This is a genomic window from Zobellella denitrificans (genome assembly GCF_002237365.1).
GTDB classification, from domain to species: domain Bacteria; phylum Pseudomonadota; class Gammaproteobacteria; order Enterobacterales; family Aeromonadaceae; genus Oceanimonas; species Oceanimonas denitrificans.
In genome coordinates, this window is sequence record NZ_NMUO01000004.1 from 66,112 (window position 1) to 86,958 (window position 20,847).

Annotated in this window: 22 protein-coding genes; 6 read left to right on the forward strand and 16 right to left on the reverse strand. The window is 63.5% G+C overall.

Annotated elements, in window-relative coordinates; all coding sequences use genetic code 11:
* The first annotated feature begins 10 nt into the window (after nucleotides 1-10).
* The 3 genes from pheT to cobB all read left to right on the forward strand — a co-directional run bounded on the left by pheT (nucleotide 11) and on the right by cobB (nucleotide 3,536).
* Complete coding sequence (gene pheT / locus CGX12_RS01950) at nucleotides 11-2,398, forward strand: phenylalanine--tRNA ligase subunit beta (protein ID WP_094038212.1); 2,388 nt, start codon at nucleotides 11-13, stop codon at nucleotides 2,396-2,398.
* Nucleotides 2,399-2,402: 4 nt separating this feature from the next.
* On the forward strand, nucleotides 2,403-2,708 hold the full coding sequence (gene ihfA, locus CGX12_RS01955; RefSeq protein ID WP_094038213.1) for an integration host factor subunit alpha: 306 nt from the start codon (nucleotides 2,403-2,405) through the stop codon (nucleotides 2,706-2,708).
* A 117-nt stretch (nucleotides 2,709-2,825) separates the two neighbouring features.
* The gene (gene cobB, locus CGX12_RS01960; RefSeq protein WP_094038214.1) at nucleotides 2,826-3,536 is read left to right on the forward strand and encodes a Sir2 family NAD+-dependent deacetylase; all 711 of its coding nucleotides are present in this window, start codon (nucleotides 2,826-2,828) and stop codon (nucleotides 3,534-3,536) included.
* A gap of 52 nt (nucleotides 3,537-3,588) precedes the next feature.
* Here cobB and CGX12_RS01965 read toward each other — a convergent pair whose 3' ends face one another.
* From CGX12_RS01965 to potA, 4 genes are read right to left on the reverse strand one after another with little or no spacing between them, the layout of a single operon-like run.
* The gene (locus CGX12_RS01965) at nucleotides 3,589-4,638 is read right to left on the reverse strand and encodes an extracellular solute-binding protein (protein WP_094038215.1); all 1,050 of its coding nucleotides are present in this window, start codon (nucleotides 4,636-4,638) and stop codon (nucleotides 3,589-3,591) included.
* A gap of 1 nt (nucleotide 4,639) precedes the next feature.
* Nucleotides 4,640-5,407 carry a spermidine/putrescine ABC transporter permease PotC gene (gene potC, locus CGX12_RS01970; protein WP_094038216.1) on the reverse strand — a complete coding sequence of 256 codons (768 nt, stop codon included), beginning with the start codon at nucleotides 5,405-5,407 and terminating at the stop codon, nucleotides 4,640-4,642.
* Complete coding sequence (gene potB, locus CGX12_RS01975) at nucleotides 5,400-6,275, reverse strand: spermidine/putrescine ABC transporter permease PotB (protein WP_094038217.1); 876 nt, start codon at nucleotides 6,273-6,275, stop codon at nucleotides 5,400-5,402. Before potB ends, potC begins: the two co-directional genes overlap by 8 nt.
* Nucleotides 6,262-7,371: a spermidine/putrescine ABC transporter ATP-binding protein PotA gene (gene potA, locus CGX12_RS01980; RefSeq protein WP_094038218.1), complete on the reverse strand. Its 1,110-nt coding sequence runs from the start codon at nucleotides 7,369-7,371 to the stop codon at nucleotides 6,262-6,264. Before potA ends, potB begins: the two co-directional genes overlap by 14 nt.
* Before the next feature lie 225 nt (nucleotides 7,372-7,596).
* On the opposite strand from potA, the gene CGX12_RS01985 reads away from it, so the two are divergent.
* A complete protein-coding gene (locus tag CGX12_RS01985) occupies nucleotides 7,597-8,370 on the forward strand; it encodes a hypothetical protein (RefSeq protein WP_094038219.1) in 774 nt (257 codons plus the stop codon).
* On the forward strand, nucleotides 8,367-8,966 hold the full coding sequence (locus CGX12_RS01990) for a DUF2987 domain-containing protein (protein ID WP_094038220.1): 600 nt from the start codon (nucleotides 8,367-8,369) through the stop codon (nucleotides 8,964-8,966). The genes CGX12_RS01985 and CGX12_RS01990 overlap by 4 nt, the downstream gene beginning before the upstream one ends.
* Nucleotides 8,967-9,213: 247 nt before the next feature.
* Here the strand turns inward: CGX12_RS01990 and ttcA are convergent, their stop codons facing one another.
* From ttcA to ccoN, 11 genes are all read right to left on the reverse strand, one after another.
* Nucleotides 9,214-10,146, reverse strand: a complete 933-nt coding sequence (ttcA, locus tag CGX12_RS01995) for a tRNA 2-thiocytidine(32) synthetase TtcA (RefSeq protein WP_408645773.1) — start codon at nucleotides 10,144-10,146, stop codon at nucleotides 9,214-9,216.
* 69 nt (nucleotides 10,147-10,215) lie between these two features.
* Entirely contained in the window at nucleotides 10,216-11,136 is a 921-nt protein-coding gene (gene uspE / locus CGX12_RS02000) for a universal stress protein UspE (RefSeq protein WP_094038222.1), read from the reverse strand.
* 26 nt (nucleotides 11,137-11,162) lie between these two features.
* A complete protein-coding gene (fnr, locus tag CGX12_RS02005; protein ID WP_094038223.1) occupies nucleotides 11,163-11,909 on the reverse strand; it encodes a fumarate/nitrate reduction transcriptional regulator Fnr in 747 nt (248 codons plus the stop codon).
* A 64-nt stretch (nucleotides 11,910-11,973) separates the two neighbouring features.
* Nucleotides 11,974-12,657: a sulfite exporter TauE/SafE family protein gene (locus CGX12_RS02010; protein WP_094038224.1), complete on the reverse strand. Its 684-nt coding sequence runs from the start codon at nucleotides 12,655-12,657 to the stop codon at nucleotides 11,974-11,976.
* Nucleotides 12,641-12,841, reverse strand: coding sequence for a cbb3-type cytochrome oxidase assembly protein CcoS (ccoS, locus tag CGX12_RS02015; RefSeq protein ID WP_094038225.1), 201 nt, complete (start codon nucleotides 12,839-12,841; stop codon nucleotides 12,641-12,643). Before ccoS ends, CGX12_RS02010 begins: the two co-directional genes overlap by 17 nt.
* Nucleotides 12,838-15,207, reverse strand: coding sequence for a heavy metal translocating P-type ATPase (locus tag CGX12_RS02020; RefSeq protein WP_094038226.1), 2,370 nt, complete (start codon nucleotides 15,205-15,207; stop codon nucleotides 12,838-12,840). Before CGX12_RS02020 ends, ccoS begins: the two co-directional genes overlap by 4 nt.
* A gap of 2 nt (nucleotides 15,208-15,209) precedes the next feature.
* Entirely contained in the window at nucleotides 15,210-15,695 is a 486-nt protein-coding gene (locus CGX12_RS02025; RefSeq protein ID WP_094038227.1) for a FixH family protein, read from the reverse strand.
* 88 nt (nucleotides 15,696-15,783) lie between these two features.
* Entirely contained in the window at nucleotides 15,784-16,752 is a 969-nt protein-coding gene (ccoP, locus tag CGX12_RS02030) for a cytochrome-c oxidase, cbb3-type subunit III (protein WP_094038228.1), read from the reverse strand.
* The gene (locus CGX12_RS02035) at nucleotides 16,749-16,967 is read right to left on the reverse strand and encodes a cbb3-type cytochrome oxidase subunit 3 (protein WP_094038229.1); all 219 of its coding nucleotides are present in this window, start codon (nucleotides 16,965-16,967) and stop codon (nucleotides 16,749-16,751) included. The genes ccoP and CGX12_RS02035 overlap by 4 nt, the downstream gene beginning before the upstream one ends.
* 12 nt (nucleotides 16,968-16,979) lie before the next feature.
* Nucleotides 16,980-17,588 (reverse strand): cytochrome-c oxidase, cbb3-type subunit II, encoded by a 609-nt coding sequence (gene ccoO, locus CGX12_RS02040; protein ID WP_094038230.1) that lies wholly within the window; start codon nucleotides 17,586-17,588, stop codon nucleotides 16,980-16,982.
* 15 nt (nucleotides 17,589-17,603) lie between these two features.
* Nucleotides 17,604-19,028 (reverse strand): cytochrome-c oxidase, cbb3-type subunit I, encoded by a 1,425-nt coding sequence (gene ccoN / locus CGX12_RS02045; protein ID WP_094038231.1) that lies wholly within the window; start codon nucleotides 19,026-19,028, stop codon nucleotides 17,604-17,606.
* A 309-nt stretch (nucleotides 19,029-19,337) separates the two neighbouring features.
* Between ccoN and CGX12_RS02050 the strand changes: the two genes are divergently transcribed.
* Nucleotides 19,338-19,808 (forward strand): hypothetical protein, encoded by a 471-nt coding sequence (locus CGX12_RS02050; protein WP_094038232.1) that lies wholly within the window; start codon nucleotides 19,338-19,340, stop codon nucleotides 19,806-19,808.
* A 2-nt stretch (nucleotides 19,809-19,810) separates the two neighbouring features.
* Here CGX12_RS02050 and CGX12_RS02055 read toward each other — a convergent pair.
* Nucleotides 19,811-20,847: sigma-54-dependent Fis family transcriptional regulator (locus CGX12_RS02055; protein ID WP_176441979.1), on the reverse strand; the 1,037-nt coding region annotated here is incomplete at its 5' end.

The following is a 20,847-nucleotide window of genomic DNA, read 5'->3' on the forward strand; positions in this document are numbered from 1 at the left end:
AGGAGCAATAATGAAATTTTCAAAATCATGGCTGGATGAATGGGTCAATACCGGTCTGGATGCCGAGGCTCTTGCCGAGCAGATCACCATGGCCGGGCTGGAAGTGGACGACATCACCCCGGTGGCCGGCGCCTTCAGCCAGGTACTGGTGGGGCAGGTGGTCGAATGCGGCCAGCACCCGGATGCGGACAAGCTCAGGGTGACCAAGGTCGACGTGGGCGGCGACGAGCTGCTCGACATCGTCTGCGGCGCCCCCAACTGCCGCCAGGGCCTGAAGGTGGCGGTGGCCGTGGTCGGCGCCGTGCTGCCCGGCGATTTCACCATCAAGAAGGCCAAGCTGCGCGGCCAGCCCTCCCACGGCATGCTCTGCTCCTATGGCGAGCTGGGCATGGATGTGGACTCGGATGGCATCATCGAACTGCCCGCCGATGCGCCCATCGGTGCCGGGGTGCGCGACTACCTGCACCTCGACGACGCCATCATCGAGGTGGATCTGACCCCCAACCGGGCCGACTGCCTGAGTCTGGCCGGCCTGGCCCGGGAAGTGGGCGTGCTGAACCAGCAGGACGTAAACTGGCCCGAGATCCCAATGGTACCGGCCAGCATCGATGACAAGGTCGAGATCCGGCTGGACGCCCCGGCCGCCTGCCCGCGCTACCTCGGGCGGGTGGTGAAGAACATCGACGTCAAGGCCGAGACGCCCCTGTGGATGCAGGAAAAACTGCGCCGCTGCGGCATCCGCAGCATCGATCCGGTGGTGGACATCACCAACTTCGTGCTGCTGGAGTGGGGGCAGCCCATGCATGCCTTCGACCTGGCCCGGCTCGACGGTGGCATCGTGGTGCGCCAGGCGGAGCAGGGCGAAAAGCTGACCCTGCTCGACGGCAACGAAGTCAGCCTGAACGGCGATACCCTGGTGATCGCCGACCAGTCCAAGGCCGTGGCCATGGCCGGCATCTTCGGCGGCGAGGCCACCGGGGTGAATGAAAACACCCGGGACGTGTTGCTGGAATGCGCGTTCTTCAGCCCGCTGTCGATCACCGGCCGGGCCCGCAGCTACGGCCTGCACACCGATTCCTCCCACCGCTTCGAGCGGGGCGTGGATTACCGCTTGCAGCACAAGGTGATGGAGCGGGCGACCGCGCTGTTGCTGGCCATCTGCGGTGGCGAGGCCGGCCCGGTGGTGGAGGCGGTGTCCGAGGCGCACCTGCCGGCGCGCAACAGCATCACCCTGCGCCACGGCAAGCTGACCCGGCTGCTGGGCATTAACATTCCCGCCACCCAGGTTACCGATATGCTGGCCCGCCTGGGGCTGGACGTCACTCCTACCGGCGACGACTGGCAGGTGGAAGTGCCGAGCTACCGCTTCGACATCGCCATCGAGGAAGATCTGATCGAGGAAGTGGCCCGCATCTACGGCTACAACCGCATTCCCAACGTGGCGCCCCAGGCCCGGCTCGACATGTCCCGCCACCGGGAGGCGAACCTGCCGCTCAACCGACTGAAGGACGCCCTGGTGGATCTGGGCTACCAGGAAGCCATCACCTACAGCTTCGTGGATCCGGAGCAGCAGCGGCTGCTGTTCCCCGAGATGGCGCCCCTGGTGCTGCCCAACCCCATCGCCGCCGACATGTCCGCCATGCGGGTGTCCCTGTGGCCGGGGCTGGTTCAGGCGGCGGTCTACAACCAGAACCGCCAGCAGTCGCGGCTGCGGTTGTTCGAGCAGGGACTGACCTTCATCCCCGACGAGTCCGCCGAAAACGGCGTGCGCCAGACCCCGGTGCTGGCCGGCCTGCTGCTGGGCCCGGTGGTCGACGAGCACTGGGACATGGCCGCCAGGGGAGTGGATTTCTTCGACCTCAAGGGCGATCTGGAAAGCCTGCTGGCCCTCGGCGCCGACGAACTGAGCTTCAGTTTCGTGCGCACCGACATCGCGGCCCTGCACCCGGGCCAGTCCGCCGCCCTGCAGCGGGCCGGCCGCCAGGTGGGCCTGCTCGGCGCCCTGCATCCCAGCCTGCTGAAGAAGCTGGGCCTCAAGTCCCAGGCCTATGTGTTCGAGGTGGCGCTTTCGGCCCTTACCGAGCGGGCCGTGCCCGAGGCCGGGGAAGTGTCCCGTTTCCCGGCCAACCGCCGGGATCTGGCCCTGGTGGTGGAACAGTCGACCGCCGCCGGCGATATCCTTGATTTGGTTAGGAAAGTTGGCGGAGATCAATTGGTTGGCTTAAACTTGTTTGACGTCTACCAAGGACAAGGTATTGCCGATGGCAAGAAGAGCCTGGCGCTCAGCTTGGTGTTGCAGGATACCCAACGGACTTTGGAAGAGAAGGAAATCGCCGATACGGTGGCGCGCATCGTATCCGCCCTTTCCGACGAGTTTAATGCTTCCTTGAGGGATTGAGCGTATGGCGTTAACCAAGGCCGATATAGCAGAGCATCTGTTCACCGAGCTTGGCATGAGCAAGCGCGATGCCAAGGAGATGGTCGAAGCGTTTTTCGAAGAGATCCGCAGCGCGCTGGAGCAGGGTGAACAGGTCAAGATTTCCGGTTTCGGCAATTTTGAATTACGCAACAAGGGAGAGCGCCCCGGGCGCAATCCCAAGACCGGGGAGGACATTCCCATTTCGGCCAGGCGGGTGGTCACCTTCCGCCCCGGCCAGAAACTCAAGGCCAGGGTGGAAAACGCAACGCTGCTCAACAACTCGGAATAACCCTTCAAAGCCAGGCACCTTGCCTGGCTTTTTGCTGGTTAGACTAAGGCAGCATTGGCTCCGGGGCCGGCAAGCTGTTAGCCTAATCACAAGTTCATCCAGCAGAGGCGTGCCTCAGTGCGCAAAGGCAATATCGTTATCCTCACCGGGGCCGGCATCTCGGCCGAATCGGGCATCAGGACCTTCCGGGCCAGTGACGGCCTGTGGGAGGAGCATCGCATCGAGGACGTGGCCACCCCCGAGGGCTACCAGCGGGATCCCGAGCTGGTGCACAGCTTCTACAACGCCCGCCGGGCGCTGCTGCAGACGGTAGCGCCGAACGCCGCCCACCAGGCCCTGGCCCGGCTGGAGGCCGAGTGGCCGGAGCGGGTGACCCTGGTGACCCAGAACATCGATGATCTGCACGAGCGGGCCGGCAGCCGCCATGTGCTGCACATGCACGGTGAACTGCTCAAGGCGCGCTGTCCCCGCTCCAATCAGACGGTAGCCTGGACCGGCCCGCTGCACAGTACGGATCTGTGCCACTGTTGCCAGTTTCCCGAGCCCTTGCGGCCACATGTGGTCTGGTTCGGCGAAATGCCGTTGCTGCTGGATCGCATCTACCAGGCCCTGAGCGAAGCCAGCCTGTTCATCGCCATCGGCACCTCGGGCAACGTCTACCCGGCGGCCGGCTTCGTGCACGAGGCGGCCATGCACAACGCCCATACGGTGGAAATCAACCTGGAGCCGAGCCTGGTCAACAACCACTTCGACGAACACCGCTACGGCCCGGCCACGCAGATGGTCAGCCGCTATGTGGAAGAGCTGCTGGCGGGCAGGAAAAAATAGCAAAAAGCCCGCATGATGCGGGCTTTGGTCTTTATGGGGGAGGGGAGCCGCCTTAGTTGGCGCGCAGCCGTACCCAGTGTTCTTCGTAGACGGCCAGCACCTCGTCGCCCAGATCGTCCTGGAAGTGGCCCTTGGCCACGGTCTCGCCGCTCGGGAACAGCACCTGGTTTTCGGCCACCTCGGCGGGCAGCAGGGCCTTGGCACCCTGGTTGGGTACCGCTATGCCCAGCTCCTCGATGATGCGCGCCGCGATTTCCGGGCGCATCAGGAAGTCGATGAACTGGTGGGCGGCGTCCACCGATTTGGCGTTGCCCGGAATGGCGGCGCTGTCCACCCAGAAGATGGCGCCTTCTTCCGGATAGATATATTCCAGGTTCATGCCGTCCTGCTGGGTCTTGTAGGCCTGGTCACTCCAGATAAGACCAATGGACGCTTCGCCGGTCACGTAGGGCATGCGCGGGTTGTCGGAGTTGTACAGCAGCACGTTGTCCTTCAGCGCCTGCAGCTTCTCGTAGGCGGCCTTGATCTCGCCCGCGTCCTTGCTGTTGGCGGAATGGCCCAGGGTCAGCAACGCCATCTGGAAATTCTCGCGGATATCGTCGGTCAGCATCAGCTGACCCTGCCAGCGGCTGTCCCACAGATCGGCCCAGGCGTCCACCTCGGCGTCGGCCAGCTCGTCCCGGTTGATGGCGATGGCGGTGCTGCCGAAGGCGTAGGGCACGCTGAAGCGGTTGCCCGGATCGAACTCCCGATCCAGCAGGCTCGGCTCGAGCTGCTCAAAATGGGGCAGCTTGCTCTTGTCGAGCGGCTGGAGCATGCCTTCCCGGGCCATCTTGCTCAGCATGTAGCTGGAGGGGAAGATCAGATCGTAGCTTTCGCTGGCACCGCTGGTCTGCAGCAGCTTCAGCTTGGCATAGAGCGCTTCGTTGGAATCGAAGGTGGCGTAATCCACCTTGACGCCGGTTTCCTTGGTGAAGTCGGTCAGCACGCTGTCGGGCAGGTATTCGGCCCAAGCGTAGACGGACAGACGATCATTGGCCTGCGCCACCAGGGGCAGGCTGGCGGCCACGGCAATGGCCAGGGGACGGAACCAGGATTGCATATCAGCGTTTATCCCTTAACAAAAGTTGAGACGTCACCACCAGCACCAGCGATACCGCCAGCATGATGGTGGCCAGGGCGTTGACCTCGGGGGACACGCCCACCTTGACCATGGAATAGATTTTCAGCGGCAGGATCTCGTAAGCCGGTCCGGTCACGAAGGAGCTGACGATCACGTCGTCCAGGGACAAGGTGAAACTCAGCAGCCAACCGGCGGCGATGGCGGGCCTGGCCAGCGGAAAAATAATCTTCCTGAAGGTCACTAACTCACTGGCACCCAGATCCTTGGCGGCTTCCAGCATGCGCAGGTCGAACCCCTTGAGGCGTGAATAGACGGTGATCACCACAAAGGGAAGACAGAAGGTGATGTGGGCGAACAGCAGCGACCAGAAGCCGAGCGAAATGCCCAACACCACGAACAGGGCCAGCAGCGAGATGGCCATGACGATGTCCGGCGACATCATCACCACGAACAGCATGCCGCCCACGAAGCCCTTGCCGCGGAAGCGGTAGCGGTACAGGGCCACCGCCGCCAGGGTGCCGATCAGGGCGGCGAAGGTGGCGGATACCAGGGCAACGGTCACCGAATGGCGGGCCGCCTCCATCAGGCCGGCATTGTTGGCCAGGCGGACGTACCAGTCCCAGGTAAAGCCGTCCCAGCGGATGCCGAAGCGGGAGCTGTTAAAGGAGTTGGCGATCAACACCCCGATGGGGATGTACAGATAGGCGAACACCAGCAGCAGAAAGCCGCCCTTGAACCACTTAATCATCGATGGATACCTTCTTGTTCAGCAGCTTGCCCACCCGGTAGTAGACGAAGATCAGGCCCGCCATCAGCACCGTCAGGGTGATGCTGGTGGCCGAGCCGAAGGGCCAGTCGCGGATATTGAGGAACTGGGTCTTGATGATGTTGCCGATCAGCAGGTTCTTGGCCCCGCCCAGCAGATCCGAGATGTAGAACATGCCCATGGCCGGCAGGAACACCAGCAGGCAGCCGGCGACGATGCCGGGCATGGTCAGCGGCACTATCACCCGGAAAAAGCGGGACCAGGCGCCGGCGCCCAGATCCCGGGCCGCCTCCAGCAGGCGGCCGTCCAGCTTCTCGATGGCGGCATAGAGCGGCAGCACCATAAAGGGCAACAGTATGTACACCAGGCCGATGATCACCGCCAGCTCGGTGAACATGATGCGCAGGGGCTGATCGATAAGGCCGAGGGCCAGCAGGCTGTTGTTGAGCAGCCCCTTGGTACCCAGCACCACCTTGAGCGCATAGGTGCGGATCAGGGAATTGGTCCAGAACGGCACTATCACCAGAAACAGCAGCAGCGGCCGCCAGCGGCGGGGGCTTTGGGCGATGATAAAGGCGAAGGGATAGCCCACCAGCAGGCACAGCAGGGTGGCGACCCCGGCCATGTACACCGAATGCCACAGCACCTGGAAGTAGAGCGGATCCAGCAGCCGGCCGTAGTTGTCCAGGGTAAACACCAGGCTCACCAGGCTGGCGTGATCCCGGGTCAGGAAGCTGGTGCCGATGATCATCAGGTTGGGCATGAACACGAACAGCAGCAGCCACCCCACGATCAGGCTGACCGCCATGTTGCGGAACAGATTGGCGCGAAACCCCTTAGTGCTGTTCATAGGGCAGGACCACCTCCCAGCGGTCGACCCAGTGGATGTCCACCTGCTGGCCGATGGAATAGTCGAAATCGGGATCGTCCTCGTCGAAGAACTCGGAGATCAGCACCTGCTGGCCGGACTCCAGCTCCACCAGGGAGTCCAGGGTGGCGCCCTTGTAGTGGCGATCGACGATGCGCCCGGACACCCCCTCGGAAGGGGCGTCGGTGGTACGCATTTTCATGCGCAGATCCTCGGGGCGCAGCAGTACGCACACCTTGTCGCCGGTATTGAAGGGGTACTGGCTGTGCACCAGGCAGCGGCGCCCTTCCACCTGGGCGTGCCAGGCGCCGGCCTCGTCGGCGGGAGCCAGCAGCTCGCCGTCCATGATGTTGATCTCGCCGATGAATTTGGCCACGAACAGGTTGGCCGGGGATTCGTAGATCTCCTTGGGCGCGCCATCCTGCACGATTTTGCCGCCCTGCATCACCACGATGCGGTCGGACATGGACAGGGCCTCTTCCTGATCGTGGGTAACGAACACGAAGGTGATGCCGAGCCGGCGTTGCAGCTGCTTGAGCTCGGTCTGCATCTGCTTGCGCAGCTTGTAGTCGAGGGCGCTCAGGGATTCGTCGAGCAGCAGCACCTTGGGCCGGTTGACCACGGCCCGGGCGATGGCGATGCGCTGCTGCTGGCCACCGGACAGCTGGTGGGGATAGCGGTTGGCCATCTGCTCCAGCTGCACCATCTTCAGCGCCTCCATCACCCGGGGGCGGATTTCCGCCGCCGGCACCTTCTGCATGCGCAGGCCGAAGGCCACGTTGTCGAAGATGGACATATGGGGGAAGAGGGCATAGCTCTGGAACACGGTGTTGACGTGGCGCAGCTCGGCGGGCACCCGGGTGATGTCTTCCCCGGCCAGGTGGATATGGCCGCTGTCCGCGTCCTCCAGTCCCGAGATCAGGCGCAGCACCGTGGTCTTGCCACAGCCGGACGGGCCCAGGATAGTGAGGAATTCGCCGTCATAAATGGATAAGTCCAGGTTGTCTATGATAGCTTTGCCGTCAAACTGCTTGCTGATACCGGTCAGGGAGACCAGCGGGGGGGTGTGTTCGGCCATTTGCCCTTATTCACCTCGATGAAAACGCGCCGCGTTCTGGTTTGAAAATGAGCGCGCATTCTAGACCCCGGCCCCCGTAAAGCAAAGCGAATTTTTATGCTTGAACGATGCGGATTTGCTGTTTGTGCTTTCGACAAATTCCCCAATTTTTATAATGGGTTAGCCTGGCTTTCCCCGGCGGCGTCATCCGTTATAATGTCGCCACCCTTGAAATGAGAACGCATTATGAATGAACCACGATTTGCCCGGTTGCAGCGCTCGCTGGAGCAGGGCTTCGAACTGGCCCCCAAAGCCGTGCTGCAGGAAGCCTGGGGGCGCATCTACGGCGCCAAGCTGCCGATACTGCTGGCCGCCATCGGCGTGGTCGGCTGCTGGCTGCTGCTCAATCAGTTGCTGGTGCTGACCGGCGGGGAAGGGGAAGAGTCCGTGTGGAGCGCCAGCCTGCTGGGCCTGGCCATTTCCATGGTGATGGCGCCCATGAGCGGTGGCCTGGACATGATGGGCATCCACCGGGCGGTGGACAGGCCCATCCGCCCCAGCCAGATCTTCGACTACTTCCGCTACCTGTTGCCCCTGGCCCTGGCCAGCCTGCTGATGGGCCTCATCACCAGTCTGTTCCTGCCCCTGGGCCAGAGCCTGGGATTGCCGCCCATGCTGGCCATGCTGCCGACCCTGGTGCTGAGCGTGGCGCTGATGTTCACCTTTCCGCTGATCCTGGAAAAGGGCCTGAACCCGCTGCAGGCCATCCTGACCTCGCTCAGGCTGTTCGCCCGCCAGTGGATGGCCCTGCTGCTGCTCCACATGCTGCTGGTGCTGTGCTTTATGGCGGCGGTGATGACCTTCGGCATCGGCCTTATCTGGGTGGCACCGCTCTATATCGTGGTGAAGGGCATCATCTACCGCGAAGCCTGCGGCGTCGAGGGCGCAGGCCCGGCGGCGATCACAGACGAACCGCAGCCTACATCCCTCAATCAGTCCAAGGATCATTTCGACGCATGAAGATGCCGCTGATAGCCACGCTGTTGGCCCTGGCCGCGACCGGTGTCCAGGCCGAGTCCCTGGCCCTGGGGTACAGCGGTTTCTACAAGCACATGGATACCGTGGCCAAGGCCAGGGTGGAGCGGGCCGGACTCGGTTTTTACCTGAGCCGGCAGGACGGCCAGGGCCTGTGCCATGTCGAGTCCGGTGACGTCATGGTGGCCGGGGAGCGCCGCGACCGGGTGGAGGTGCTGCCCCACGGCCAGTTCCTGCTGCCCTTCGACAAGCAGCTGGATCTGGACAAGGCGGTGGTGATGCTGGAGGTGGAGCAACCCGAGCGGTGCGATATTTCCATCCGTATCCAGGCCGAACTGCCGGCGGGTGAGGTGAACGCCGCCGAATTGCGCCAGGTACGGGATGAGATGCAGCGCCTGCTGCAGAAAATGGCGGGCTGGCCGGGGAAATATTTTGTGCCCGAACTCAAGGGCCTTCATCTCTCGCCGGCCGAACCGGGGCAGCGGCTGAACGGCGAGGACCGGCTGGAGCTGTCCGACCAGCAGCTGGCCGCGGAGCGGAGCCTGACGCTGCCGGCGGTGCGGATCAGCCCCTGGCTGTAACTCAAAGAGGCGCCTCGGCGCCATTCAGTTTGTCGACAAAGTCGCCTGTTCCTCAGGCATGAGTCGGCCAAAGGGCCTACTCCGCCGACACGCTACAAGTACATCCATGTAAGCTCGCACATGCCATCCATGGCATGTGACGGTCGGCGGAGCGGCTCCCTTTGTCCTCCGCTCGGGCATAGGTGTTGTCAGTTCAGATCAGCCAAGAAATTTGCCGGCTATCAAAAAGGCGCCGAGGCGCCTTTTCTTATTTCAGTTCGATAATTTGCAGCCGCTCGCCAAAATCGGCCTCGCTTTCTGCCTCGTCATCGTCCTCGTCGACAAAACGGGGCGACAGCTCCGGCTTGTCGAAGGCGAGATCGCCGCCGTCGATCACCCCGGAATCCCGGTCGACGCCCTTGAAGTCGAACAGCTGGTGATCCAGCAGGTGGGAAGGCACCAGGTTCTGCAGCGAGCGGAACATGCTCTCGATACGGCCGGGGAAGCGGCGATCCCAGTCCTGCAGCATGGTCTTGATCGCCTGGCGCTGCAGGTTCTCCTGGGAGCCGCACAGGTTGCAGGGAATGATGGGGAAGGCTTTGGCCTCGGCGTAACGCACCAGATCCTTTTCCTTGCAGTAGGCCAGGGGACGGATCACCACGTGCCTGCCGTCGTCGCTCACCAGCTTGGGCGGCATCGACTTCAGGGTGCCGCCGTAGAACATGTTGAGCAGCAGGGTTTCCAGGATGTCGTCCCGGTGGTGGCCCAGGGCGATCTTGGTCGCGCCCAGCTCGGTGGCGGTGCGGTACAGTATGCCCCGGCGCAGGCGGGAGCACAGGGAGCAGGTGGTCTTGCCCTCGGGGATCTTGTCCTTGACGATGGAGTAGGTGTCTTCCTCGACAATCTTGTACTCCACCCCCAGTTCATCCAGGTAGGCGGGCAGCACATGCTCGGGAAAGCCGGGTTGTTTCTGATCCAGGTTGACCGCGACGATATCGAAGCGGATGGGGGCATGGGCCTGCAGGTTGCGCAATATGTCGAGCAGGGCGTAGCTGTCCTTGCCGCCGGACAGGCAGACCATGATTTTGTCGCCATCCTCGATCATGTTGAAATCGGCGATGGCTTCGCCCACATGGCGGCGCAGCCGCTTCTGCAGCTTGTTGAAATTGTACACTTGCTTGGCAGTTTGAACTGACATGATAACCCCGGCCAAAAAAACTGGGGCTATTATAGTGACTGGCGCCCCGAGGGCAAGGCGCCAGTGGTTGCGTCAGGCGGCGGGCGAGTCGGGTCGCAGCACCAGCACGTCACAGTTGAGCTTGTCGATGACATGCTCGGCGGTGTTGCCGAGCAGGGCGGCGGACAGCCCGGTACGGCCTACCGAGCCCAGGATCACCAGGTTGGCATTGATCTCGTCGGCACAGCGGGGGATCACCTCTTCCGCCAGCCCTTCCTGCAGGTGCAGTACCTTGGGCTCCAGCTCGAAACGCACCGCATATTCGTAAAGGGCCCGCTCATGGTGTTTTTTCACCGCCGCGTTGTAGGCGTGGGGGTCGAAGTCGGGCAGCTCCAGCGCCATGTTCACCGGGGTGATGGGGTAGGCGTTCACCAGGTGCAGGGTGGCGGACAGCAGCCGGGCCACCTCGGCGCTCTCGCCGATGATCTTGTTGTTGAGCGCTTCCTGGGCCGGATCGTCGCTGCAGCAGTTGACCGCCGCCAGCACATGACCGCCCATGGGCCAGTCCCGCTCCTTGACCAGCAGCACCGGGCAGGGGCACTTGCGCAGCAGGTGCCAGTCGGTGGGGGTGAAGATAAAGGACTGGATCAGGGCGTGCTTGTGGGTGCTTTTTACCACCAGGTCGTGCTTGCCGTCCTGCACCTGCTGGATGATGGCCTCGAAGGGACGACTGTGCCAGACCACCTTGAAATCGAAACGGACCTTGCTGTCCGCATAGGGCTCGAGCAGGGTCTTGAGCCACTCCTCCCGGCCCTGGACCACCCCTTCGCGCATTTCGTCCCGCTCTTCGCTGGACAGCATCGAGGTCATCTCATAGGAAAAGTCGTAGATGGGCAGGAACAGGGTGATGGCGGCATCGTCCTCGAGGGCGGCGACGGACACCGCCCGGTGCAGGGCCGGCTGGGTCTCGGCGACGGGATCGACGACCACCAGAATGCGTTGATACTTGATCATACAGCGCCCCTTGGTTGAATGGGAAATCAGCAGGCTGCCGTGGCACCGGCCAGACGGGCCAGCTCGGGCAAGTCCAGGATACGGATGTACTTGCCATCCACCTCGATAAGGTTGCTCTTCTGGAAGCGGCCCAGCAGGCGGCTGACGGTTTCCACCGTCAGTCCCAGATAGTTGCCGATATCGCCCCGGGTCATGGTAAGGCGAAACTCGCGGGGCGAGAAGCCGCGCTGGGCATAGCGGGTGGACAGCCCGTGCAGGAAGGCGGCCAGCCGCTCTTCCGCGGTCTTCTTGGACAGCAGCAGTATCATCTGCTGGTCGCCATTGATCTCGTTGCTCATCAGTCGCATGATCTGCTGCCGCAGCCGGGGCATCTTGCCCGACAGATCGTCCAGGATCTCGTAGGGGATCTCGCACACCATGGCGGTTTCCAGCGCCTGGGCGAAGGAGGGGTGGGTGCCCGTGTTGATGGCGTCGAAGCCGATCAGGTCGCCGGCCAGGTGAAAGGCGGTGATCTGCTCGTCGCCCTGCTCGGTGATGGTGTAGGACTTGACGGTGCCTGCCCGGATGGCATAGAGCGACTTCAGCTCCTCGCCGGCCTTGAACAGCTCCTGGCCTTTCTGGATGGGCTTCTTGCGCTCTATGATGTTGTCCAGCTCGTCCAGCTCGTCAGAATTGAGACCGAGCGGAATGCACAGCTGGCTGATGCTGCAGTCCTGGCAGTGAATGGCACGGCCGGTGGGGGCCGCTTTGATGACTTTAGACTGATTTCCCATGGGCTCGACACTTTATATTGGTATCACAGCACAATCATAGCACCGATGACGGGTACTTAATAGCTTAGTAAAGCACCGGCAACACCTGGGTTGCTGTAAACAAACCGTAAAAAATCAATAAGATGCCAGAGAAGCGGCGAAACCCCGGATGGTTCAGCCAGTGCCGCAGACCCTCTGCCAGGCCGCCCAGCGCCAGCAGGGTGGGCAGGGTGCCGAGGCCGAACAGGGCCATCACCAGGGCCCCCTGGCCCATGCCGCCGGATACCGCGCTCCAGGTCAGTGCCGAGTACACCAGGCCGCAGGGCAGCCAGCCCCACACCATGCCGAAGGGCAGGGCGGCCAGGGGATGGCGAAAGGGGACGAAGCGCCCGGCCAGGGGCTTGAGATGGCGCCACAGGTGGTTGCCGAGCCGCTCCAGTTGCAGCAGCCCGAACCACCAGCGCGCGAGATAGAGGCCGAGCAGTATCATCATCACCCCGGCCAGCAGCCGCAGCCAGGTCAGGCCCTGTTTGCCCAGGCTGATGTCGGCCAGGCCGGCGAAAACGCCGCCCACCAGGGCGCCGGCCAGGGCATAGCTCAGGATCCGGCCGGCGTTGTAGCTCAACAGGTAGAGCCACTGCAGGCGGCGCTGCTCCCGGGGCACCGCCATGGAGAAGGCCGCCGCCACCCCGCCGCACATGGCGATGCAGTGCCCGGCGCCGAGCAGGCCGATCAGCAGCGCGGCCCAGGGGTCAAGTTGGCTGGTCATCATCATTCCTGGGCTGGGCCCGGCGGTGGGAGTCCTGGTCGTCGTCGAACAGGATGTTGCTGCCCTGGCGATCCAGATCCTCGAACTGATCGCTTTTCACCGACCAGAAGAACAGGGCGATGGCGATGGCCACGAAGATAAGGGCGATGGGGATGATCAGGTACCAGATTTCATGATCGTTCATGAGCGGGACAGCCTCAGGGAGTTGGTCATGACGATAAGCGAGCTGGCGGACATGCCGAGCATGGCGAACCAGGGCGAGACATGGCCCATGGCCGCCAGCGGCAGTATCACCAGGTTGTAGCCCAGCGCCCAGGAAAAATTCTGCTTGATCACCCGCCGGCAGCGGCCGGCCACGCGACGGGCGACGAGGATGCGCTGCAAATCATCGCCGAGCAGGATGGCGTCGGCGCTGTTCTTGGCGATGTCGGTGCCGCCGGCCATGGCGAAGGAGACGTGGGCACCGGCCAGCACGGGGGCGTCGTTGATGCCGTCGCCCACCATCAGGCAGACCTCGCCGGCGGCGTCCCGGGCGTGCAGATAGGCCAGCTTGTCGTCGGGGCTGGCATTCTTGACCAGTTCGTCCACCCCCAGCTGCCGCGCCACCTTGTCCGCCTGGCCGGAGCCGTCGCCGGTGAGGATAGTGGTGGCCAGCCCCTGCTCCCGGCAGCGGCGGACAAGCCGCTCGGCGTCGTCCCGCAGCGGATCGGCCAGCTCGAAGCGGGCCACGAGCCCCTCTTCATCGGCCAGATAGACGCACAGCGCGTCGTCTTCGGCGCCCGGGCTGAGCCAGGCGGCGCTGCCCAGGCGCCAGCCCTGGCCGTCGATCACCCCACGCAGGCCCCGGCCGACAAGATTTTCCCGCTCGCTCACCGTCAGCCGGTGATCCCGGTAGGGACGGAAGGCGCGGGCGATGGGGTGCTCGGACTGGGCCTCCAGGGCGGCGGCGATGGCCAGCACCTCGGCCTCGGTGCGCCGGCCCAGCAGGCTGACCGAGGCCAGGGCCACCTCGCCCCGGGTCAGGGTGCCGGTCTTGTCGAACACCACCCGGGTGGCCTTGGGCAGGGTGTCCAGCACATGTCCCCGGCGGGCCAGGATGCCGGCCCCGGTCAGGCGGGAGCTGGCCACGGTCAGCGCCGTGGGGGTGGCCAGGGACAGGGCGCAGGGGCAGGTGGCCACCAGCACCGACAGCATCACCCAGAAGGCCTTGTCCGGTGCATGCTGCAGCCAGGCCAGGTAGGTGCCCAGGGTCACCAGCAACAGCGCCGCCACGAAATAGCGGGACAGCTGATCCGCCAGCAGCGCCACCCTGGGCTTCTCCAGCAGGGCGTCGTCCTGGGCGCGCAGGATTTCCGATACCCGGGCCTCGGCCAGGGGACGCAGTACCCGCAGCCGCAGCGGCGACTCCACGTTGGTGGTGCCGGCGAACACCCGCTCGCCGGCGCCGCGGTGCACCGGCAGGTGCTCGCCGGTAAGCATGGACTCGTCCACGCTGGTGCTGCCCTCGAGGATTTCCGCATCGGCCGGGATCGGGCTGCCCGGGGTCACCAGTACCACCTGGCCCGGCACCAGGGTCCTGGCGGCCACCTCCTGCTCGCCGTCCGGCGTTTCCAGCCGGGCCAGCATGGGAACATGGTGGCTCAGGTTGGCGGTGCTCTCCGCGGCCTTGCGCTTGGCGCGCATCTCCAGAAAGCGGCCGGAGAGCAGCAGGAAGGCGAACATGGACACGCATTCGTAGTAGACCTCGCCGGTGTCGGTGACGGTGGCGTAGACCGAGGCGACGAAGGCGAAGATCATCGCCAGGGAGACCGGCAAATCCATGTTCAGCGCCCGGTTTTTCACCCCTCGCCAGGCATTGCGGTAGAAGGGCAGGGCGGAATAGGCCATCACCGGCACCGACAGCCAGAGGCTGACCCAGCGGAAATACTGCACCAGTTCCGCATCGATGTCGGGGAAGAGATCTTCGTAGAGGGCGAAGCCCACCATCATCACCTGCATGCTGGCGATGCCGGCCACGCCCAGGCGCAGCAGGTAGGACTTCACCTCCCGCCGATAGGCCTGCTCCTGCGCCTGGGGCAGGAAGGGGCGGGCCTGATAGCCGATCTCCGCGAAGGCGGCCAGCAACCGGCTCAGGCTGACCTGTTCCGGATCCCAGCGCAGCCGGGCCCGCTCGGTGGTGCTGTTGACCTGGATGAGCCGGACCCCCGGCAACTGGGACAGATGGCGTTCGATCAGCCAGGCACAGGCGGCACAACTCAGGCCGCTGACCGACAGCTGCACCTCTTTCAATTGATCCCGCTCGCTCACGAAATCCTGCTGGATGTCGGCCAGATCGTAGTGCTGCAGCCGTTTCAGCTCGTCGGGCACGGCCTCGGCCCTGGGCGCCGGGGCGCTGCGGTGCTGGTAGTAACTGCCGAGACCGCAGTCGATGATGGTGTGGGCCACCACCTGGCAGCCCGGGCAGCAGCAGGCCTGCTGCTCACCCTCGAATTCGAAGTGAAAGTCGACGCCGGCCGGCACCGGCTCACCGCAGTGGAAACAGCCGGTCATGCTCAGCTCCCGGCACGGATCACGAGCCGGTCGGGGATGGGCAGGCTGATGCGCCGCTGTATCCGCCAGCGGCCGTCAAAGGCCTCGAGTTGCAGGTTCCACTGGCCCTCCATCAGGGGATGCTCCGGGCGATAGCGGTAAACGCCGTCACCGCTGCTGGTCAGCAGCCGCTCCAGATCCTGTTCCGCCAGGGTGGGGTGGCTGAAGCGGATGCGGATGGCCTCACCATCGGTATGCTCTCCCTGCAGGCGCAGGGACAACTGGCCGTCCTGCAGCGCAAGCTCGGCCACCAGGCCCAGGCGCTCGGCCTCCTTCAGCTCGCTCAGATCCTGGTTGATGGCCCGGCCTTTTTTGTAGTAGTCATCCACCACCATGCTGTCGGCCCCCATGTGGGCAATGCGGAAGGTATAAAGGCTGGCGACCACGGCGCACAGGGGCAGGGCGATCAGGAACCAGGGCCAGAATTGCTGATACCAGGGACGTTGCATAACAAATTCCTACGACAAAAAAAGCGGACGTCAATATAACAAAAAGCCCCGGCGAGCGGGGCTTTTTCATCCAAGCCCGGGGGGCTTATCAGTTGTTCAGGCTGTAGACATAGGAGGCGAGCAGGTGCACCTTGTCTTCGCCCAGAATGTCTTTCCAGGCCGGCATCACGCCCTGGCGACCGTAGCGGATGCTGTCTTCCACCGCGGCGCGGGAGCCGCCGTACAGCCAGATGCCGTTGGTCAGGTTGGGCGCGCCCATGGCCGGGTTGCCGGTGCCGTCCATGCCGTGGCAGGCGGCACAGACCGCGAAGCGGGCCTGGCCCTTCTGGGCTTCCACTTCGTCCACCCGGCGGCCGGACAGGCTCAGCACATAGGACGCCACTTCCTTCACGCCCTCTTCGCCCAGGCTGTCGCCCCAGGCGGGCATGGCGCCCTGACGGCCGTGCATGATGGTGGCCTTGATCTGATCCGGATTACCGCCCCACAACCAGTCATTGTTGGTCAGGTTGGGGAAACCGCGGGCACCGCGAGCATCGGAGCCGTGGCACTGGGCACAGTTCTGCAGGAACAGACGCTGGCCCACCTTGGTGGCCTCTTCATCCTGGGCGATGTCGGCGATGGCGCGGAAGGTCTGGCCATCGGCCTCGTAGGCCAGCTCACGGAAGCGGGCGCCGAACACCTCGTCGGCCCGGATCATCTCGCGGTCGTACTGCACCAGCAGCCCCTGCTCACGGGACGCGGCCGCGGCGGCGCGAGACTCTTCCAGGGAGCGGATGTCCTGGTGCGAGCTCTGCCAGCCGAGCAGGCCCTTGAAGTTGCCCAGGCCCGGGTACAGCGCCAGGTAGATCAGGGAAAACACCAGCATGAACACGAACAGATAGCTCCACCACTTGGGCAGGGGATTGTTCAGCTCGGAGATGCCGTCGAAGGTGTGGCCGGTGGGTGCCCCTTCTTCCATTCCCATCTTGTCCCTGGTGCACCAGATCAGCAGCACCAAGCAGCCGAAAATGGTTCCCAGGCTAATCACGGTTACAAATACACTTAGAAAAGTATTCATTTTTTATTAGCTCCTGCGCGATCCTGCTCAGTACCCCGGCGCTTTCCGTTCGCCTTGTCTTCGTCGTCAAAAATGGAGTTGGCGGCGTCGTCGAACGAGCCCTTGCGGCGCTTGCTGTAGGCCCAGAGTACTATGCCCACGAACAACACCAGCAAGGCCAGGGTCTGGAAGCTGATCAACATCGGCTTGAGCCGTTCCAAGGTACTGATATCCATCATCGGCTCCGGTTATTTAAGGGCATGCCCCAGGGACTGCAGATAGGCAATGATGGCGTCCATCTCGGTCTTGCCCTTCACCGCGGCCTCGGCACCTTCGATGTCGGCATCGGTATAGGGCACGCCGAAGCTGTCCCGGAACAGACGCAGCTTGGCGGCGGAATGCTTGCCGTCCAGCTCGGTGGTTTCCAGCCAGGGGAAGGCAGGCATGTTCGATTCCGGCACCACGGCGCGCGGATCGATCAGGTGCACCCGGTGCCACTCGTCGGAGTAACGACCGCCCACCCGGGCCAGATCCGGACCGGTACGCTTGGAGCCCCACAGGAAGGGGTGCTCCCACACGCTCTCGCCGGCGACGGAATAGTGGCCGTAACGCTCGGTCTCGGCGCGGAAGGGACGGATCATCTGGCTGTGACAGACATGGCAGCCTTCACGGATATAGATGTCCCGACCTTCCATTTCCAGGGCGGTGTAGGGGCGCAGCCCTTCCACCGGCTCGTTGGTCTGCTGCTGGAAGAACAGGGGCACGATTTCCACCAGGCCGCCGAAGCTGATGGCGACCACGGTCAGGACAGCCAGCCAGGTGACGTTCTTTTCGACCAGATCATGACGGTTTTTCATTCACGAGTCTCCTTCTTAGGCCGGTTGGGGGATGGCTTGCAGGGAGCCTTTCGGCGCCTTGATGGTACGGTAGGCGTTGTACAGCATCAGCAGCATGCCGGCCACGAAGAAGCAACCACCGATAAAGCGGACGAAATAGAACGGGTAAGAGGCCTGCAGGCTTTCCACGAAGCTGTAGGTCAGGGTGCCGTCTTCGTTCACCGCCCGCCACATCAGGCCCTGCATCACGCCGCTGATCCACATGGCGACGATGTACAGCACGGTGCCGATGGTGGCCAGCCAGAAATGCACGTTGATCAGCTTGACGCTGTACATGCGGTCCTGGCCGAAGAGGTTGGGAATGAGGTGATAAACGGCGCCAATAGAGACCATGGCGACCCAGCCCAGGGCACCGGAGTGCACGTGACCCACGGTCCAGTCGGTATAGTGGGACAGGGCATTCACCGTCTTGATCGCCATCATGGGGCCTTCGAAGGTGGACATGCCGTAGAAGGACAGGGACACGATCAAAAAGCGCAGTACCGGGTCATAGCGCAGCTTGTGCCAGGCGCCGGACAGGGTCATGATGCCGTTGATCATGCCGCCCCAGGAAGGCACGAACAGGATGAGCGACATCACCATGCCGAGGGACTGGGCCCAGTCGGGCAGGGCGGTGTAGTGCAGGTGGTGCGGGCCGGCCCAGATATAGAGGGTGATCAGCGCCCAGAAGTGCACGATGGACAGACGGTAGGAGTACACCGGACGGCCGGCCTGCTTGGGCACGAAGTAGTACATCATGCCGAGGAAGCCGGCGGTCAGCAGGAAGCCCACGGCGTTGTGGCCGTACCACCACTGGATCATGGCATCGGCGGCACCGGCGTACATGGAATAGGACTTCATGCCGCTCAGCGGGATCGCCATGCTGTTGACGATGTGCAGCACCGCCACGGTCAGGATGAAACCACCGTAGAACCAGTTGGCCACATAGATGTGGGAGGTGTTGCGCTTGTACAGGGTGCCGAAGAACACGATGGCGTAGGCCACCCATACCACGGCGATGGCGATGTCGATCGGCCACTCCAGCTCGGCGTATTCCTTGCTGGTGGTGTAGCCGAGGGGCAGGGTGATCACCGCGGAGAGGATGATGGCCTGCCAGCCCCAGAACACGAAGGATGCCAGGGGGCCGCCGAACAGGCGGGTCTGACAGGTGCGTTGAACCACATAGAAGGAGGTCGCCATCAGGGCACTGACACCAAAGGCGAAAATTACCGCATTGGTGTGCAGGGGACGCAACCGGCTGTAGGTCAGCCAGGGCGTCTCGAAGTTGAGGGCAGGCCAGATAAGTTGTGCTGCGATAAGCACGCCCAACGACATACCCACAACGCCCCAGATCACGGTCATGACCGTAAACTGACGAACTACTGTGTAGTTGTAGTTTGGTTGATTATTAGTTTGACTCATCGTTATAGTTCCGCTTCCACTGCTGTTATTCAGGTTTGTGACCACCCGGGGTGCTCACGTCGGAAGGATTAAAGACAACCGTTTTTCATCGGTATCTCCAGGCGCTCGAACGGCTTCGTTAACTGTTTGTTAACAAAGAAAATCGGGAGGCACTGAAAACACCGCGCAGATGATAAATGAGTGGCTGCAAAAATAACAGTATAAACAGTAATATGATTACCACTTAACCCCGCCACAAGGCATAAGGGCCCGCCTTGATCGAGATCAATCGGCGCAGTGAATTGTATGCAATACAGGATATAAATTGGTATGAGAGACCGTCTGACCGGCCCCAAGCTGGTGCAAATCTTGGTGGTGTTGGGGATTTTGTCGGGAGCCTTTTGGCTGCGAACCTGCGCCGATGGCCAAGATACCACTGTATTAGAGAAAGAAAATGTTGATTTTTGTGACATCGCTCACGAAGCCTGCCAGCAACACCTGGATGGCCTGGAAATAGAAGCACGGCTGCTGGCGGAGCCGCTGGCGGCCGAGCAGCCCTTCCGGCTGGAGGTGCGCTTCTCCGATCCGCAGGTAAGGGTGACCCGCAGCGTGCTGGAAGGGGAGAGCATGTACATGGGCACCCTGCCGGCCCTGCTGGAGCAGGGCGAGCCCGGCCACTGGCAGGGTCAGGCGCTGGTGGGGGCCTGCACCGAGGCCCGCATGGTCTGGGCCTGGGTGCTGGATATCGAGCAGGGCAACGAGCCCCGCCGGCTGAAATTCCTGTTCGAGCTGCGCCGCTGAGTTCAGCGCCCGCCCTTGTTGGGCGACACCAGGCCGTGGCGGTTGATCTTGCGGTGCAGGGTGGCCCGGCTGATGCCGAGCGCCTCGGCCGTCCGGGTGATGATCCACTGGTGTTGTTCCAGGGTATCCAGCAACAGCTGCCGCTCCTGCTGCTCCCGGACCGCCGCCAGGGGCGGACGCGCCTCCTCTTCCCGTGATGGTGCGAGACCGGGGCCGGTCACCTCGTCGGGCAGGTGTTCGGGCCCGATCGTTTCCTCATCGGCCATGGCCAGGGCATACTGCAGCACGCTCTTGAGCTGGCGGATATTGCCGGGCCAGGCATAGCCGAGCAGCCGTTGTTCCACCTCGGCGCCGAGCGACGGGACCGTCCCGTCCGCCAGCTCCGCCAGCAGCCGCCGGATCAGGGCCCGGCGGTCCTGCCGCTCCCGCAGCGGCGGCAGGGCGACCTTGAGCGCGCTGATCCGGTAGTAGAGATCTTCCCGAAACCGTCCCTCGGCCACCAGTCCGGTCAGCTCCCGGTGGGTGGCGCAGATCACGTTGAGCTCGACCGGCACCGGCCTGAGTTCGCCCACCGGGGTCACCTCCTGCTCCGCCAGCACCCGCAACAGCCGGGTCTGCAACGCCAGTGGCATGTCGCCAATCTCGTCCAGAAACAGGGTGCCGCCGGAGCTGGCGGCGATCTTGCCCACCTTGCCGCCCCTGAGCGCCCCGGTAAAGCTGCCGGCGCCGTAGCCGAACAGCTCGCTTTCGATCAGGCTTTCGGGAATGGCGGCGCAGTTGAGGGTCACGAAGGGCTTGTCGCGCCGTGCGCTGCTGTTATGCAGTGCCCGGGCCCAGACTTCCTTGCCGGTGCCGGTTTCCCCCTGGATCAGGATGCTGATGCCCTTGTCCACCATGCGCCGGCAGATGGCGGCCTGGCGCAGCAGGCCGGGATCCTCGCCGGCGGCCTGCGCCAGCGGATCCGGCTCCCGGCTGGTGTTGACGGCGGGGATGGCACGGAAGGCCGGTGCCAGCCGCCAGGCCTGCCAGTGGCACAGGC